The organism is Streptomyces sp. NPDC127097, assembly GCF_042724075.1.
Classification (GTDB): domain Bacteria; phylum Actinomycetota; class Actinomycetes; order Streptomycetales; family Streptomycetaceae; genus Streptomyces.
The window spans coordinates 32,083-46,211 of the sequence record NZ_JBHXFI010000009.1 but is presented as its reverse complement, the minus strand read 5'-3'; the positions used below and the strand labels follow the sequence as shown (position 1 = coordinate 46,211).

The following is a 14,129-nucleotide window of genomic DNA, read 5'->3' as shown; positions in this document are numbered from 1 at the left end:
TCAGTCGTGCGCATCGTCGTACACATCAGGGGGTTCCATGAGCAAGCCGCAGCAGCTCCGCGTCGCGGTGGTCGTCGGCAGCACCCGGGAGGGCCGCTTCGCGCCCGTCGTGACCCAGTGGATCAAGGGCCATCTCGCACAGCGCGACGACATGGGCGTGGACGTCGTCGACCTGAGCGAGACCCCGCTGCCCACCGTCTTCCCGGCCTTCGGGCAGCCGCCGGCGCCCGGCACCAAGGAGGCACTCGCCGCGGTCTCACCGCGTCTGGCGGCGGCCGACGCGTTCGTGTTCGTCACGCCGGAGTACAACCACAGCTTCCCGGCGTCCCTGAAGAACGCCATCGACTGGCACAACGAGCAGTGGCACGCCAAGCCGGTCGGCTTCGTCTCCTACGGCGGTGTCTCGGGCGGCCTGCGCGCGGTCGAGCAACTCCGGCTGGTCATGGCCGAGTTGCACGCGACCACCCTCCGCGACACGGTCAGCCTGCACCACGCCTGGGGCCTGTTCGACGAGGAGCACGCGATGAAGGACGCGCGGTGCGACGCCGCGGCCAAGGCGATGCTGGACCAGCTCGCCTGGTGGGCCCAGGCGCTCCGGGATGCCAGGACCGTCCGTCCGTACGCCGCCTGACGCCTCGCCGGAGACCTTGGAGAAGCCATGAATCAGCGGACGGAAGAAGCCGCGACCGGGGCCGCGGGGCCCGGTACCGACCAGCCGCCGGACCCGGCGCCGCCCTCGCGCCTCGTCATCCTGGGGCTGCTGCTCGGCATCATCCTGGCGACGCTCGACGGCACGGTCGTCGGCACCGCCCTGCCGGCCATCGTCGGCGACCTGGGCGGCATCGGCCACCTCTCCTGGGTGGTGACGGCCTACCTGCTCACCACCGCCGTCGCCACCCCGATCTGGGGCAAGCTCGGCGACCTCTATGGCCGCAAGGGCAGCTACCTGGCCTCGATCGCGCTCTTCCTCATCAGCTCGGTGCTCTGCGGCCTCGCCCAGGACATGGGGCAGTTGATCGCGTTCCGCGCGCTCCAGGGGCTCGGCGCGGGCGGTCTCTTCGTGGGCGCGTTCGCCCTGCTCGGGACGCTGCTGCCGCCCGCGCAGGCGGGGCGCTCCCAGTCGATGATCGGGGTGCTGCTGCCGATCGCCATGATCGGCGGCCCGCTGCTCGGCGGCTTCCTCACCGACCAGCTGGACTGGCGCTGGGTCTTCTACGTCAATGTGCCCGTCGGCGCCGCCGCACTCCTGATCGTCGGGCTCCGCATCCGGCTGCCCGCCCGGCGCAGCACGGCCCGCATCGACTACGCGGGCGCCGCCCTCCTGACCACCGGCATCCTGGCGCTCACCCTGATCGGGACCACGGGCGGCACGACGTACGGCTGGGTCTCACCGCAGATCGGTGGGCTCGCCGCGCTCTCGGTGGCCGCGCTCGGCTGGTTCGTCCGGGTGGAGCGGCGAGCGCCCGAACCGATCATCCCGCCGCGGCTGTTCCGCGACCGCAACTTCACCCTCGCCCAGGTGCTGAGCTTCCTGGTGGGTGCGGCGATGCTGGCCGCGGCGAGCTATCTGCCGCAGTACATGCAGTTCGTACGGGGCATGTCGTCGACGCGGAGCGGGCTGCTGCTGCTCCCGCTGATGCTCGGCATGATGGGCGCGCAGCTGTTCATCGGGCGGGCGGTCGGCAACGGCGGCGGGTACCGCGGGTACCCCCTCGCCGGCGGCGCCGTCGCCACGGCGGGAGCGCTGGCCCTGCTCATGGTCGGCGCGGACACCGCCACGGCCGTGACCTCCGCGCTGACGCTCGTCCTCGGCGTGGGCCTCGGCTGCCTGATGCAGCCCTCGATGCTCCTCACGATGAACAGCGCGGAACCCCGCGACATGGGCGCCGCCAGCGGCGTCACCACGCTGCTGCGCACCATCGGCGGCTCGCTCGGAGTCGCCGCGCTCGGCTCCGTCTACAGCGGCCGCCTGACCGCCACCCTCACGGACCGGCTCGGCTCGGCCGGGGAACGCCTCGCGGGCGGCCACGACCTGACCCCCGCTCTGCTGCGCGGTCTGCCCGGGCCGGTACGGGACGCCGTCCGGGCCGGGGTCACCGGCGGCCTGCACGGCGTCATGCTCGGCACGGCCGCACTGTGCGCCGTCACCTTCGCGGCCGCCTGTCTGATCCGCGAGGCGCCGCTGCGGACGACGCCGGCGGCGGCGACGGACCAGGACGGACCGTGAAGTCCCGTCATCCGCGGGGAGAGCGGGGCGCGTCGGCGCTGTGAGACGCCGGGAGGCGAGGTGTCAATCCGGGCGAACGTCGGCAGTGGGGCAGTTGGCCGGAAATCGCCTATAGAGGAGGATGGGCAGCGCGGTCTCGCGGTGGGAGGACCTCCCCCGCGGCGTCCCCTGTCCCTGCGAGACCAGCGCGCACCATGATTAACGCGAAGTTGCTCGCGTTAACTTGTCTTGGACAATACTTGGCGAGAACCCGCACTGCAATACGGAGCCGCCGTGACGACAGCGCACCAAGCCCCGGGCGAGACCCGCCCCGGTGGGCGTACGGCGCGTACCCGCCAGGCCGTACTCGCCGCCGTGTTCGAGGAGTTGGACGAGGGCGGCTTCGCCGGGCTGACCATGGAGAAGGTCGCGCAGCGCTCCGGGATTCATGTGGCGACGCTCTATCGCCGCTGGCGCTGCATCGAGGGCCTGGTGTGCGAGCTGCTGACGGAACTGAGCTCCGATGTGCCGCTGCCGGACACCGGCAGCCTGCCCGACGACCTGCGGGCGCTGGCCCGCTCGATAGCCGCCTTCTTCAGCGAGGCGCGGATGAGCGCGCTGATAGAGGCGGTGGTCTCCGCCGCGGCGCGGGACCCGCAGGCGGCGGCCGTGCTGCGGACCTTCTTCGGCGAGCGGCTGACGCTGGCCGCCCAGATGGTGCGGAGGGCCGTCGACCGTGGCGAACTGCCCGCGGACACCGACCCGGAGGACGTGATGTCGGCGCTCGGCGCGCCCTTCTACTACCGGCTGCTGATCGCCCGCCGGCCCGTAGACCGGCGCCTCGCCGAGTCCGCCGCCACCGCCGTCTGGGCGGCGGCCCGCGCGGGCGCCTACGGGAGGAACGGCGGGGGCGACCTCGGCGGTGACGCCGAGGGGACTACGCCGGGGGCCGACGACGCGCCCCCCGGCGGTGACGAGCAGCCCGCCGACGACACCTCCCCCGGCGGTGGCGAGCCCGCCAACGACACGTCCCCCGGCGGCAGTTGAGGCCACCGGGGGACGTACGTACCCGCGCTCCGCGCTGCTACTTGCCGCCGAGCAGCCCGGCCATCCACGCCTCGACCTCGTCCGACCGCCGCGGCAGGCCGGCCGACAGGTTCCGGTTGCCGTCGGCCGTCACGAGGAGGTCGTCCTCGATGCGGACACCGATGCCCCGGTACTCCTCGGGCACCGTCAGATCGTCCGCCTGGAAGTACAGTCCGGGCTCGACGGTCAGCACCATGCCGGGCTCCAGCGTGCCGTTGACATAGTGCTCGGTGCGGGCCGCGGCGCAGTCGTGGACGTCGAGACCGAGCATGTGGCCGGTGCCGTGCAGGGTCCAGCGGCGCTGGAGCCCCAGCTCCAGCACCCGCTCGACCGGGCCCTCGACCAGGCCCCACTCGACCAGCTTCTCGGCGAGCACCCGCTGCGCCGCGTCGTGGAAGTCGCGGTAGGCCGCGCCCGGCTTGACCGCCGCGATGCCCGCCTCCTGGGCCTCGTACACCGCGTCGTAGATCTTCCGCTGGAGGTCGGTGTAGCGGCCGTTGACCGGCAGGGTGCGGGTGACGTCCGCGGTGTACAGGGTGTGGGTCTCCACGCCGGCGTCCAGCAGGAGCAGCTCGCCGGAGCGGACCGCGCCGTCGTTGCGGACCCAGTGCAGGGTGGTGGCGTGCGGGCCGGCGGCGCAGATCGAGCCGTAGCCGATGTCATTGCCCTCGACGCGGGCGCGCAGGAAGAACGTTCCTTCGATGTAGCGCTCGCTGGTCGCCTCGGCCTTGTCCAGGACCTTCACGACGTCCTCGAAGCCGCGCACCGTCGAGTCGACGGCCTTCTGGAGCTCGCCGATCTCGAACTCGTCCTTCACCGCGCGCGCCTCGGAGAGGCAGACGCGCAGCTCCTCGTCCCGCTCGGCGGTGACCTTGTCGGTCAGCGCGGCCTCGATACCGGCGTCATGGCCGCGCACGACCCGGACCGGGCCGGTGGCCTCCTTGAGCGCGTCGGCCAGCTCGCGGACGTCCTTGCAGGGGATGCCGAGCAGCGCCTCGGCCTCCTGGAGGCTGTGGCGGCGGCCGACCCACAGCTCGCCCATGCCGTTGAGCCAGAACTCGCCGTTCTCACGGTTCGAGCGGGGCAGCCGGTAGAGCGTCGCCTCGTGGGCGTCCCCCGCCGGCTCCAGGACCAGGACGCTGTCGTCGGTCTGGTCGCCGGTGAGGTAGACGTACTCCGTCGAGGCGCGGAACGGGTAATCGGTGTCGTTGGAGCGGGTCTTCAGATTGCCCGCCGGGATCACCAGCCGCTCACCGGGGAAGCGCGCGGACAGCGCGGCCCGGCGCCGGGCCGCGTGCGGGGCCTGCTCGACCGGCTCCAGATCGCGCAGCTCGGTGTCGGCCCAGCCGCTCTTCATGTTCTCCGCGAGCTCGTCCGAGACGCCCGGGTAAAGGCCGTTCTTGCGCTGCTTGATCGGCTGCTCGTCCTCGTCCGGGGTCTCCGGAGTGAGCTCGTCGGTCACCATGCCTCCTTTGGAAAGACTGCACCGCATTCCATCGTATGTGCGGAACGAAAACGGTCCAGGGGCAGGAAGGTGTGACCTCTCCGGCACTCCGGCCATAGGAGGCATGGCGCCCGGCGGGGGTGTGAACGGGCACCCGGGCAGCATGCCCGCCCGCCGTAGGAGGCGCGCTCAGGGCCGGCCCTGCGACCAGGGCCGGGGGCCGCCGACCGGCCCTGAGCCGCCGGACCGGGTGCTACTCCTCGAAGTACGCCGCGAGCAGCACGACGTCCTCCTCCGACAGCGGGTCGTCCAGACCCTGCGGCAGCATCGTGCGCACGATGTGGTCGACGACCGCCTCGGGATCGTGCCGGGCGGCCCTGGGGACGCCCGCGGCGGCCGCGTGCAGCCGGGTGAAGGCGCGGTCCATGGGCTCGCCGGTGCGGTGCAGCAGCCCGTCGCTGTAGAGCAGCAGGGTCTCGCCGCCGGTCGGCTCGATCTCCACGCTCGGCGCTTCCCAGCAGGCCAGCATGCCCAGCGGCGCGGACAGCGAGGTCTCCACGTACTCGGTCCGCAGCTCGCCGAGGATCAGCGGCGGGCAGTGGCCGGCCCCGGCCAGCACGACCTTGCGGGCGAAGGGGTCGGTGATCCCGTCCGGCATCGGGGGCGCGGGCGGCCCGCCCGGCGCGCCGGGCGGCGGCTCGGTGAAGGCGAACAGCGCGGTGGCGCTGCGGGCCGGTTCGGTCAGCCGCAGCAGCAGTTCGAGGTCGGAGAGGACCGCGACCGGATCCTCGCCCTCCATGACGGCGTAGGCCCGCAGGGACGCCCGCAGCCGCCCCATGGCCGCCACCGCGCTCGGCCCGGAGCCGGTCACCGAACCGATGGCCAGCCCCAGCGCGCCGTCCGGCAGCGGCAGCGCGTCGTACCAGTCGCCGCCGCCGCGCGGCCCGCTGCTGTGCCGCACCGCGAGTCGGACGCCGGGGACCCGCGGCAGCCGGTGCGGCAGCAGCTCCTCGCGCAGGATCCGGACGGCCTGCCGGGTGCGGTGCAGCTCGAGGAGGCGGGCGAGGTGTTCGGCGGCGTGCGCCCGGTAGAGGCCGATGAGATGGCGCTGACGTTCGGTGGGCGCGGCCGGTTCGTCGTAGAGCCAGACCGCGGCGCCGGTCCTGCCGATGGGGTCGGCGGTGAGCGGCACCGCGTAGCTGGCCGCGTACCCGAGCCGGGCCGCGACCTCGCGCAGCCGCGGGTCGAGGTCCTTCTCGCCCGGGATGTCGGGTTCGGAGATCTCGGTGCACGGTCCGGCCGCTGCCGCCGCGCCGCGGGCCCCGGGGGGACGGCCCGTGTCGCCCGCCGGGTGCCGGGCGTCGTCGAGCGCTCCGGTCCGGGTGTCGTCGCCGGTGGCGCCCGGCTCCGGGAGGCCGTCCAGTATCCGCGCGTACGACAGGGCGCGGCGCGGGATGGTCTCGATGGTGCCGATCTCGGCGTGGCCGAGGCCGAGACCGATCGTGGTCTCCGGGCCGAAGCCGTCGGCCGGGGCGAGGGCGACCAGCCCGCGCCGCGCGCCGACCAGGGAGGCGCCGGCGCGCAGCAGCTCGCGGAGGGCGTCCTCCACCGTGCGGGTGCGCGCGAGCTGTTCGGTCAGATCGTGCAGGGTGCTGAGGTCGGAGATCCAGCCGGCCAGCCGGTCCTGTACGGCGACGAGTTGGTCGACGGCGGAGATGTCCGGGGCGTCGTCGGGGGCGGCGTCTGACGCGGTGTCGAGTGCGGAGTCCGCAGGGGCGCCCTGAGGGGTGGGGGGTGAGCCGTCGGACGGGGTGCCGACGGTGGGGTCCGCGGAGGCTTTCCCCACGCGCGGGTCGACAGTGTGCGTGGGGGCGGGAAGAGCTGGTTCGATTCCAGCCACTTTCGGTACGTGCGGGGCGGTCATGGCTGGCATCTCTCGTTGCGCCAGGTAATAACCCAGGTCAGGCCGCTATTTGGTTGGGAGTGCGGCATTTTGTTGAGTGATGTTGTGCGGTGCGGTTGGCCGCTCAATTTCCTCAATAGCATCGCAAACCCCCATGTCATGCTGCTCCGCTATCAATGCTCCAGATGTACACGCATCAACGATGTGATGTCCAGCACTCTCTCCCGTGGGGTTTGTGGTGTCAGCGAGGTCTGTAGATTGGCCTGAAAAAAGCCCCCCGAGCGTCAATTTGAGGTCGACTGACGGCGATCAGCAGCGCGTCTTCACCACAGTGGCGGGTACGTACTCGGAAAGGTGCGGGGCCAGTTGGGGCCGCACCGGAACTCTCCGGCGGACACCGGCGTCTAATACGGCGACGACCGCGACGCACTCCCAAGAGGCGGGGACTGCACCACGGAGGCGCAATCGCCATGCGTGCGCCACCCCCCGCCATGTTCCACGCTCGGCGTACGGCGTGATGCGCTGCCTTGTACACGCGGTGACCAGTGATCCACGTGGCGTGATCGAGATGCGATCGACCCCGGGTTGCACGGCCGGGCCGCGGAAAACGCCCCACCACGGCATGAAGCGGCACGGCACGGACAACGGCGAACCGGCGAGAAGTGCCATGTAGTGCGATGGACGAAGCCCTCGGCGTTAACGGAAAGGAACGAGCGCTCATGCGCGAGATCCTCGGAAGGCGACGCAAGCTCCTGTTCCGGCGCGGCGGAAGGTCGGCGCTGCTCGGTGCGGCGCTCCACTGCGCCACCGAGTGGCAGTGGCCCGTACTTCCCGGTGTGGGGATCAGGCCCGCCGGCCGGCAGTCGGCCGGCGCCCGGCTCGGCCTCGGCGAGCGGACCGGCCGCCGGTGCAGCTGCCCCGACCCCGACTGTGTGGTGCCCGGCGCGCACCCCTTCGACCCCGGCCTGCTGGCCGCCACGACCGATGCCCGGATGGTGCGTTGGTGGTGGACGAACCGCCCCGATGCCCCGATCGTGCTGGCCACCGGCGGCCGCGCGCCCTGCGCGGTGAGCCTGCCCGCCGTCGCCGGCGCCCGCGCCCTGGCGGCCCTGGACCACTTCGGCGTCCGCCTCGGCCCCGTGGTGGCCACGCCCACCCGCTGGTCCCTGCTCGTGTCGCCGTACGATCTCGCGGAGTTGGGCGAGCTGCTGCACTCCCAGGACTGGGTGCCCAGCTCGCTGCGGTTCCACGGCGAGGGCGGCTATCTGGTGCTCCCGCCCTCCCAGATCGCCGCGGGCCGGGTCCGCTGGGAGCGGCCGCCGGCCGCCGTTCCGGCCGCGCCCTGGCTGCCGAAGGTGAGCACGATCGTGGACGCCCTGGTCATGGCGAGCACCAGCACCCCCGACGGCGGCAGCCGGCTCGCGTACTGACACCCGCGGATGCGCCCGTCCCGCCCGACCGGCGGATGAGCGGAAACAACGCGCGGGCGGATCACCCGTTCGGGTGTGACCGGCCCGGACAACAACGGGGAAGCAGCGTCCGGGTGCCCGGCGGCACCCGCACCGCCCGATAGGTTCGGCCCACCGTCAAGCCGCCGTCAGCGGCATCTCAATCGCAGGTGGGGGCCATGCAGCGTGCGCAGAAACTCCGCATGACCGGTCTGGCCGGCGGGGTGGTGCTCGCCATCGCCCTGCCGCTGGGCGCCGCAATGGCCGGTCCGGCCGACCTTGCGGCGTCCGGGACGGCCGCCACGTCCGAAAACCGCTCCACGGCCAAAAGCGGCATCAGCTCCGATAGTGGCGGCAAGCCGGACATGCGCCCCGCCGCCGCCCGCGCCCGGACCGCCACCGGCTCCCCCGCCGGCCCCGGCCTGCCGCCCCGCTCCGGCCGTACCTCCCGCTGCGGCCCCCAACTCACCGCTCCCCAGCGGATCGAGGCCCAGACCTGTGTGCTCGCCGAGGACGGTCTGACCTGGGGGCGGACGTACTACCGCAACCGCACCGGCGGTCCGCTGCGCGCCGCGCTGACGCTGCTGCGGCCGGACGGCACGACCGTCCAGGTGAACTGTGAGGTCGCGGCGGCCGACGCGCCGGGCCTGTGCGAGACACCGGCCGGGGCGACCGTGCGCCGGGGCGGGCCGTACCGCGCGGTGGCGGAGTTCTCCGACGCGGCGGGGGAGCGGCTGCTGCTGCGCTCCGGCAGTAACTCGTCCGTGGGAGGCAGGGGTTCGGGCCGCTGAGGGTACCGGGCCGCGGGCGGCGGGGCCGGCCGGGCGGAGCGCCTGACTCCGGACATGGAAGCGCCCGGTCGCTGGCGACGGGGGATGCACCAGCGACCGGGCTTCTAGAACCGTAACAAGAGATCGGCGGTTCGCAAATTCGATCGTGGAATTCCGGACGCCTATTTACCGGCAGGTACGGGGAGTTGTGACAGGTGTCACGCCGAGGCTCCCCGGAGGCATCCGGTCCGCACGGCCGGGCGGTCCGGTCAGCTCAGGGTGACCTGGCGGTTGGTGAGCCCGCCGCGCGCCCGGCGCTCCTCGGGGGTCAGCGGGGCGTCCGTCGCGAGCGCCTCGGCCAGCCGCTCGGCGAACGCCGCGGCCGGCTTGGCGACGTCCTCGGCGCTCATCGACGAGGGCAGGTCCCAGACCGGCACGACCAGGCCGTGGGCGCGGAACGAACCCACCAGCCGGGTGCCTTCACCGAGCGAGGAGGCGCCCGCGGCGTGCAGCCGGGCGAGCGCGTCCAGCAGCTGCTCCTCGGGGTACCCGGTGACCCAGCGCAGGTGGTTCTTCTCCGGGGCCTCGCACCAGTACGCACCCTCCAGGCCGGGGAGCCGGGTGGTGGGAATGGCTGCCGCGTTGGCCCGCTCCAGGGAGGCGGCGACCTCGCCGGTGGCGTTCTCGGCGTTCTCCATCCAGAACTCGAAGCCGGTGTGGACGGCCGGTTCGAAGACCGCGTCCGGGTCGAGCAGGTCCTGGAGTCGCGGACCGTCGGGGGCCGGGCGGGCGGCGGTGACCGGGGTGCCGGGCTCGGCGACCAGCGCGCGCTGGAGGGTGTCGGCGAGGTCGCGGCTGAGGTCGCCGGAGGCGGTGTCGTTCTGGAGGCCGAGCATCACCGCGCCGTTGTCGCGGCGCAGCGCGGGCCAGGCCATCGGCAGCACCGTCGCCAGCGTCACGGACGGGACGCCCTCGGGCAGCCCGCCCTTCAGCGTCAACTCGGCGGTGGCGGCGGGCACCAGCTCGCGCAGCGCCACCCAGTCGCACTCACCGGGCAGGCCCTCGAAGGGGCGCTGCACCAGCTCGGTGGCGGCATGCGCCGCCTGTCGCCCGTGACATGCCTTGTACCGGCGGCCGGAGCCGCACGGGCAGGGCTCACGGGCGCCGACGACCGGCACCTCGCCGTCCTTGATCTGTGATGCTGCGGCCTGGGACTGGGGACGGCGCTTCTTGGCCATGGCGACGGTGTCTCCTGGTCGATCCTGGGCGGTACGGACGCGTTTCGGCGCGAGCCTAGAGGATTGCGTACGAGGTCGCGCCCGGCCGCGCGCCCGCCGTGTCCTGCCGTGCCGCTATGGCAGATCGTCGAAGTCCGGGAAGCCGGGCAGCGGCAGCCCCGTGCTCATTCCGGCTCCCGTGGTGAGCGAGGGCGGCAGATCGGGCGTCAGATCCACGCGCGTAGCGAATGCGCCTTGCAACGAGAGGGCCGCCCAGACCGTCACTTCGCCGACGACGGTGTCGTGTACGCCCCAGTCCTTGGCGAGCGAGCGGATGATCGCCAGCCCGCGGCCGCCGCGCGCCGTGACCGACGGAGTGGCCGGAAGTGGCCGGGTCGGGCCGCCGCCGTCCGTGACCGCGACGGTCAGCCGGCCTTGTGCGTCGATACGCCAGGATGCCCGGACGGAGGCCGGGGCCTCCTTGGCCTCGACCGTTGCGGAGCCCGGTGATCCGTTTTCGTATATCGGACGCGCATGGCGACACGAATTGCTCAGCAGCTCCGAAAGGATGAGGACCGCGTCATCGACGACTGTGTCCTGAACTCCACTTGCCAACAGCTCTTCACGCATGCGCCGCCTGGCCATGCCGACACCCACAGGACCATGGGGTACGGCCATGATCGACGACGTCGGCACCTCTTGTGCCACCACCAACGCCACCCCCGAGACCTCCTTTGCCCCACGCCACGGGATGAATGCCCCAATGGACTGGACCGGAAACCGGCCAAGCGGCACATGGTGACGCATTGGACACGATCGAATACGGGCCGAATGCGCCGGTGCACACCCTGTGAGGGGCTCTACCCAAGGCCGAGTTGGATTCGTACCTGCTTGGGGCGGTTCGTAATCACCGCATCCACCCCCAATTCCTGGCACAGCTCGACATCGGCGGCCTCATTGACCGTCCATACGTGCACGCGGTGGCCCGCGCGATGCGCCTTGGCGACGTAGTCGGGGTGCGAGCGGAGGATGCGTATCCCGGGGCCCGCGATGCCGACGCCGGGCGGGAGCCGGCCGTCGCGGTGCCGTGGCGTGAGGAATTGCATCAGGTAGACGCCGGGGACGCAGGGCGCCGCCTCCCGTACGCGGTGCAGTGAGCGCGCCGAGAAGCTCATGACCCGGACCGAGGGCGTCCAGTCGGCGCGCATGGCCGGATTCGTGTGCCCGAACCGGGTCAGCAGCTCGACCAGCCGCTCCTCCACCTGTCCGGCCCAGCGCGTCGGGTGTTTGGTCTCGATGGCCAGCTCGACCCGGCGGTCCGCGTCGGCGACCAGCTCCAGCAGCCGCTCCAGTGTGAGGACGGAGGTCCGCTCGGGGTCCTCGTGCTGCCGGTCCGGCGCCTCGTTCGCGAAGCCGTCGTTCGCGAAGCCGTCGCCCTTCCAGGAGCCGAAGTCGAGCATGGCCAGGTCGGCGAGCTCCAGGGCGGAAACCGAGCCGCGCCCGTTGGACGTGCGGTTCACCCGCCGGTCGTGCACGCAGACCAGATGCCCGTCCGCGGTCAGCCGGACATCGCACTCCAGGGCGTCCGCCCCGTCCTCGATCGCCTTGCGGTAGGCCGCGAGGGTGTGTTCCGGGGCGTCCTCCGAGGCACCGCGGTGGGCGATGACGGAAATGGCGGGACGGCCCGGACGGGCGTCCTGGGCGGGGCGTGCATAGGTCACCGCGTTATCGTGCCATCCGCCACCGAGGGGCCGCCGGGCGCTTACCCAAGGTGCCGGAACGGGGGATGCGCCGGTTTTGTCCGGAATAAAGGATGAGGGGACAGTCACAGCCTCGACTTACGGTGCTCTGACGCGCGGTGGGAAAGGGTGGTAGGGAGACTCGCCCGTGCCGCCCGCCCGGATCACCGGACGGGCCCGCGGACGGGGCTCGCGCACGGCCGGGAGCGCGGGACGGGACCCGCGGACCACAGCCGGCGGCCCCGGACCGGCGGACCGGGACTCGCCCGTATCGCCCGGATCCTTGATCCTGGAGTACGGGTTCCCCGTCCACCGGCACGAGGAGCTGTATGACCCGGAGGGCCCCAGGCCCGCCGGACCGCAACAACCGCATCACCCGGCGGACCGCGAGGCCCGCCGGCCCCAGAAGAACCGCACCACCCGGACGCACCCCCAGGGTCCGGCCGACCTGCAAGCCCCGGAAGAAACGGCCCGTCCCGGATCTCGGGCATGGATGAGATCCGGGGCGACAGGGAAGCAGCCTGCCAAGGCCGTGGGCGCCGACAGTCATGAAGCTGAGGAGAGAGCTGTGAGCACCGAGAACGAGGGAGCCGCCGTCCCGTCGGAGGCCAAGCCGCCGGCCGGGCCGCAGCCGGACAGCGCCCCCGCGTCCGCCTCCGGCGCCCAGGCTCCCGATTCCCCGTACGCACCGCCCCCGCCGGGCTTCGCCCCGACCGTCGGCTCGGGCCCGGGCGCCGGACACCCTCCGCAGCCCGGCTTCGGCCACCCCGGCGACGAGCCCACGACCGAGCAGACCGCCCAGATCCCGCCGTACCCGGGCGCCGCCCATGGCGCCGGAGCGGGCGGCGGCTGGGGCCAGCAGCCCCCGTACGGCGGCGATCCCTGGGGCGTCGGGAGCCCCGCGCCCAAGCGGCGTAACGGTGGTCTGATCGCGGCCGTCCTGGTGGCCGCGCTGGTGGCCGGCGGTGTCGGCGGCGGCATCGGCTTCTGGGCCGCGGGCCAGAACGACAGCGCCTCGACGACGGTCTCCGCGCCCGGCGACCCCGGGGCGCTGAACCGCAAGCCCACCTCCGTCTCCGGGATAGCGCAGAAGGCGCTGCCGAGCGTCGTGACGATCGAGGCGCAGGGTGCCACCGGCGAGGGCGGCACCGGCACCGGCTTCATCTACGACAAGCAGGGCCACATCCTCACCAACAACCACGTCGTCGCCAGTGCGGCCGGCGGCGGCAAGCTCACCGCGACGTTCTCCAACGGCAAGAAGTACGACGCCGAGGTCGTCGGCAACGCTCAGGGCTACGACGTCGCCGTGATCAAGCTGAAGAACGCCTCCGGCGCCCCGCTCAACCCGCTCCCGCTCGGCAAGTCCTCCAACGTGCAGGTCGGCGACGCCACGATCGCCATCGGCGCCCCCTTCGGCCTGTCCGGCACGGTCACCACCGGCATCATCAGCGCCAAGGACCGCCCGGTGGCCTCCAGCGACGGCGGCGGCACCAGCGCCTCGTACATGAGCGCCCTCCAGACCGACGCCTCGATAAACCCCGGTAACTCCGGCGGCCCGCTGATGGACGCCGCCGGCAACGTCATCGGCATCAATTCCGCGATCCAGTCGGCGGGCAACGGCGGCGGCCTGGGCGGCGAGTCCCAGCAGTCCGGCAGCATCGGCCTGGGCTTCGCCATCCCCATCGACCAGGCCAAGCGGGTCGCCCAGGACCTGATCCGGACCGGCAAGCCGGTCTACCCCCAGATCGGCGTCCAGGTCGGCATGCGGGACACCGGCGACGGCGCGACCATCGCCCGGACCGGCAACAACGGCTCCAAGGCCGTCACCCCGAACGGCCCCGCCGACAAGGCCGGCCTCCGCCCCGGCGACACCATCACCAAGCTCGACGACACGGTGATCGACAGCGGCCCCACCCTCATCAGCGAGATCTGGCAACACAAGCCCGGCGACCAGGTCACCCTCACCTACAAGCGCGACGGCAAGGAGCACACGACCCAGGTCACCCTGGGCCAGCGCACGGGCGACAAGTGACGCGCTAGTCTGATCCCGCGACACCCACGCGCCCCGCGCACAGGTGCCGCGGGGAGGCTTGCCCGAGCGGCCTAAGGGAACAGTCTTGAAAACTGTCGTGGCGGCAACGTCACCGTGGGTTCAAATCCCACAGCCTCCGCAGAGGTCAGCGAAGTAGCTGGTCAGAAGGGGTGTCCCGCTTTGGCGGGGCGCCCCTTCTGCGTTTGGCCTGTCTCACCCTGGTGCGCCTGCGTCCGGCGCTGACCAGGGCGTACGGGCCACCGGCGGGCCAGGATTTCGGCGGT

Annotated in this window: 11 protein-coding genes and 1 tRNA gene; 7 read left to right on the top strand and 5 right to left on the bottom strand. The window is 72.6% G+C overall.

All coding sequences use genetic code 11. The features are described from left to right. Nucleotides 1-37 precede the first annotated feature (37 nt). From ACFWJW_RS10245 to ACFWJW_RS10235, 3 genes are all read left to right on the top strand, one after another. On the top strand, nucleotides 38-631 hold the full coding sequence (locus ACFWJW_RS10245) for an NADPH-dependent FMN reductase (RefSeq protein ID WP_387237494.1): 594 nt from the start codon (nucleotides 38-40) through the stop codon (nucleotides 629-631). A 27-nt stretch (nucleotides 632-658) separates the two neighbouring features. Continuing rightward, nucleotides 659-2,227, top strand: a complete 1,569-nt coding sequence (locus ACFWJW_RS10240) for an MDR family MFS transporter (protein ID WP_387237492.1) — start codon at nucleotides 659-661, stop codon at nucleotides 2,225-2,227. Nucleotides 2,228-2,500: 273 nt separating this feature from the next. Then, a complete protein-coding gene (locus ACFWJW_RS10235) occupies nucleotides 2,501-3,253 on the top strand; it encodes a TetR/AcrR family transcriptional regulator (protein WP_387237489.1) in 753 nt (250 codons plus the stop codon). Nucleotides 3,254-3,290: 37 nt separating this feature from the next. Here the strand turns inward: ACFWJW_RS10235 and ACFWJW_RS10230 are convergent, their stop codons facing one another. Both ACFWJW_RS10230 and ACFWJW_RS10225 read right to left on the bottom strand, forming a co-directional pair. Then, entirely contained in the window at nucleotides 3,291-4,754 is a 1,464-nt protein-coding gene (locus ACFWJW_RS10230; protein ID WP_387237812.1) for an aminopeptidase P family protein, read from the bottom strand. A 235-nt stretch (nucleotides 4,755-4,989) separates the two neighbouring features. Next, complete coding sequence (locus tag ACFWJW_RS10225) at nucleotides 4,990-6,660, bottom strand: PP2C family protein-serine/threonine phosphatase (protein ID WP_387237486.1); 1,671 nt, start codon at nucleotides 6,658-6,660, stop codon at nucleotides 4,990-4,992. 698 nt (nucleotides 6,661-7,358) lie between these two features. On the opposite strand from ACFWJW_RS10225, the gene ACFWJW_RS10220 reads away from it, so the two are divergent. Together ACFWJW_RS10220 and ACFWJW_RS10215 are read left to right on the top strand one after the other, a co-directional pair. Then, nucleotides 7,359-8,069, top strand: coding sequence for a bifunctional DNA primase/polymerase (locus ACFWJW_RS10220; RefSeq protein ID WP_387237483.1), 711 nt, complete (start codon nucleotides 7,359-7,361; stop codon nucleotides 8,067-8,069). 197 nt (nucleotides 8,070-8,266) lie between these two features. Further along, nucleotides 8,267-8,878, top strand: coding sequence for a hypothetical protein (locus ACFWJW_RS10215; protein ID WP_387237480.1), 612 nt, complete (start codon nucleotides 8,267-8,269; stop codon nucleotides 8,876-8,878). Between the two features lie 248 nt (nucleotides 8,879-9,126). On the opposite strand, the gene ACFWJW_RS10210 is transcribed toward ACFWJW_RS10215, so the two are convergent. The 3 genes from ACFWJW_RS10210 to ACFWJW_RS10200 all read right to left on the bottom strand — a co-directional run bounded on the left by ACFWJW_RS10210 (nucleotide 9,127) and on the right by ACFWJW_RS10200 (nucleotide 11,795). Next, nucleotides 9,127-10,095, bottom strand: a complete 969-nt coding sequence (locus ACFWJW_RS10210) for a DUF5926 family protein (RefSeq protein WP_387237477.1) — start codon at nucleotides 10,093-10,095, stop codon at nucleotides 9,127-9,129. A gap of 114 nt (nucleotides 10,096-10,209) precedes the next feature. Beyond that, nucleotides 10,210-10,794, bottom strand: a complete 585-nt coding sequence (locus ACFWJW_RS10205) for an ATP-binding protein (protein WP_387237474.1) — start codon at nucleotides 10,792-10,794, stop codon at nucleotides 10,210-10,212. A gap of 140 nt (nucleotides 10,795-10,934) precedes the next feature. Further along, a complete protein-coding gene (locus tag ACFWJW_RS10200; RefSeq protein ID WP_387237471.1) occupies nucleotides 10,935-11,795 on the bottom strand; it encodes a glycerophosphodiester phosphodiesterase in 861 nt (286 codons plus the stop codon). A gap of 586 nt (nucleotides 11,796-12,381) precedes the next feature. Here ACFWJW_RS10200 and ACFWJW_RS10195 point away from each other — a divergent pair. Next, complete coding sequence (locus ACFWJW_RS10195) at nucleotides 12,382-13,845, top strand: S1C family serine protease (protein ID WP_387237468.1); 1,464 nt, start codon at nucleotides 12,382-12,384, stop codon at nucleotides 13,843-13,845. Nucleotides 13,846-13,897: 52 nt separating this feature from the next. Next, nucleotides 13,898-13,984, top strand: a tRNA-Ser gene (locus ACFWJW_RS10190). Nucleotides 13,985-14,129 lie beyond the last annotated feature (145 nt).

Coding starts and splice junctions, on each gene's coding strand:
- ACFWJW_RS10210 (WP_387237477.1), bottom strand. CDS start 10,095: ATGGCCAAGAAGCGCCGTCCCCAGTCCCAGGCCGCAGCATCACAGATC.
- ACFWJW_RS10225 (WP_387237486.1), bottom strand. CDS start 6,660: ATGACCGCCCCGCACGTACCGAAAGTGGCTGGAATCGAACCAGCTCTT.
- ACFWJW_RS10220 (WP_387237483.1), top strand. CDS start 7,359: ATGCGCGAGATCCTCGGAAGGCGACGCAAGCTCCTGTTCCGGCGCGGC.
- ACFWJW_RS10240 (WP_387237492.1), top strand. CDS start 659: ATGAATCAGCGGACGGAAGAAGCCGCGACCGGGGCCGCGGGGCCCGGT.
- ACFWJW_RS10215 (WP_387237480.1), top strand. CDS start 8,267: ATGCAGCGTGCGCAGAAACTCCGCATGACCGGTCTGGCCGGCGGGGTG.
- ACFWJW_RS10245 (WP_387237494.1), top strand. CDS start 38: ATGAGCAAGCCGCAGCAGCTCCGCGTCGCGGTGGTCGTCGGCAGCACC.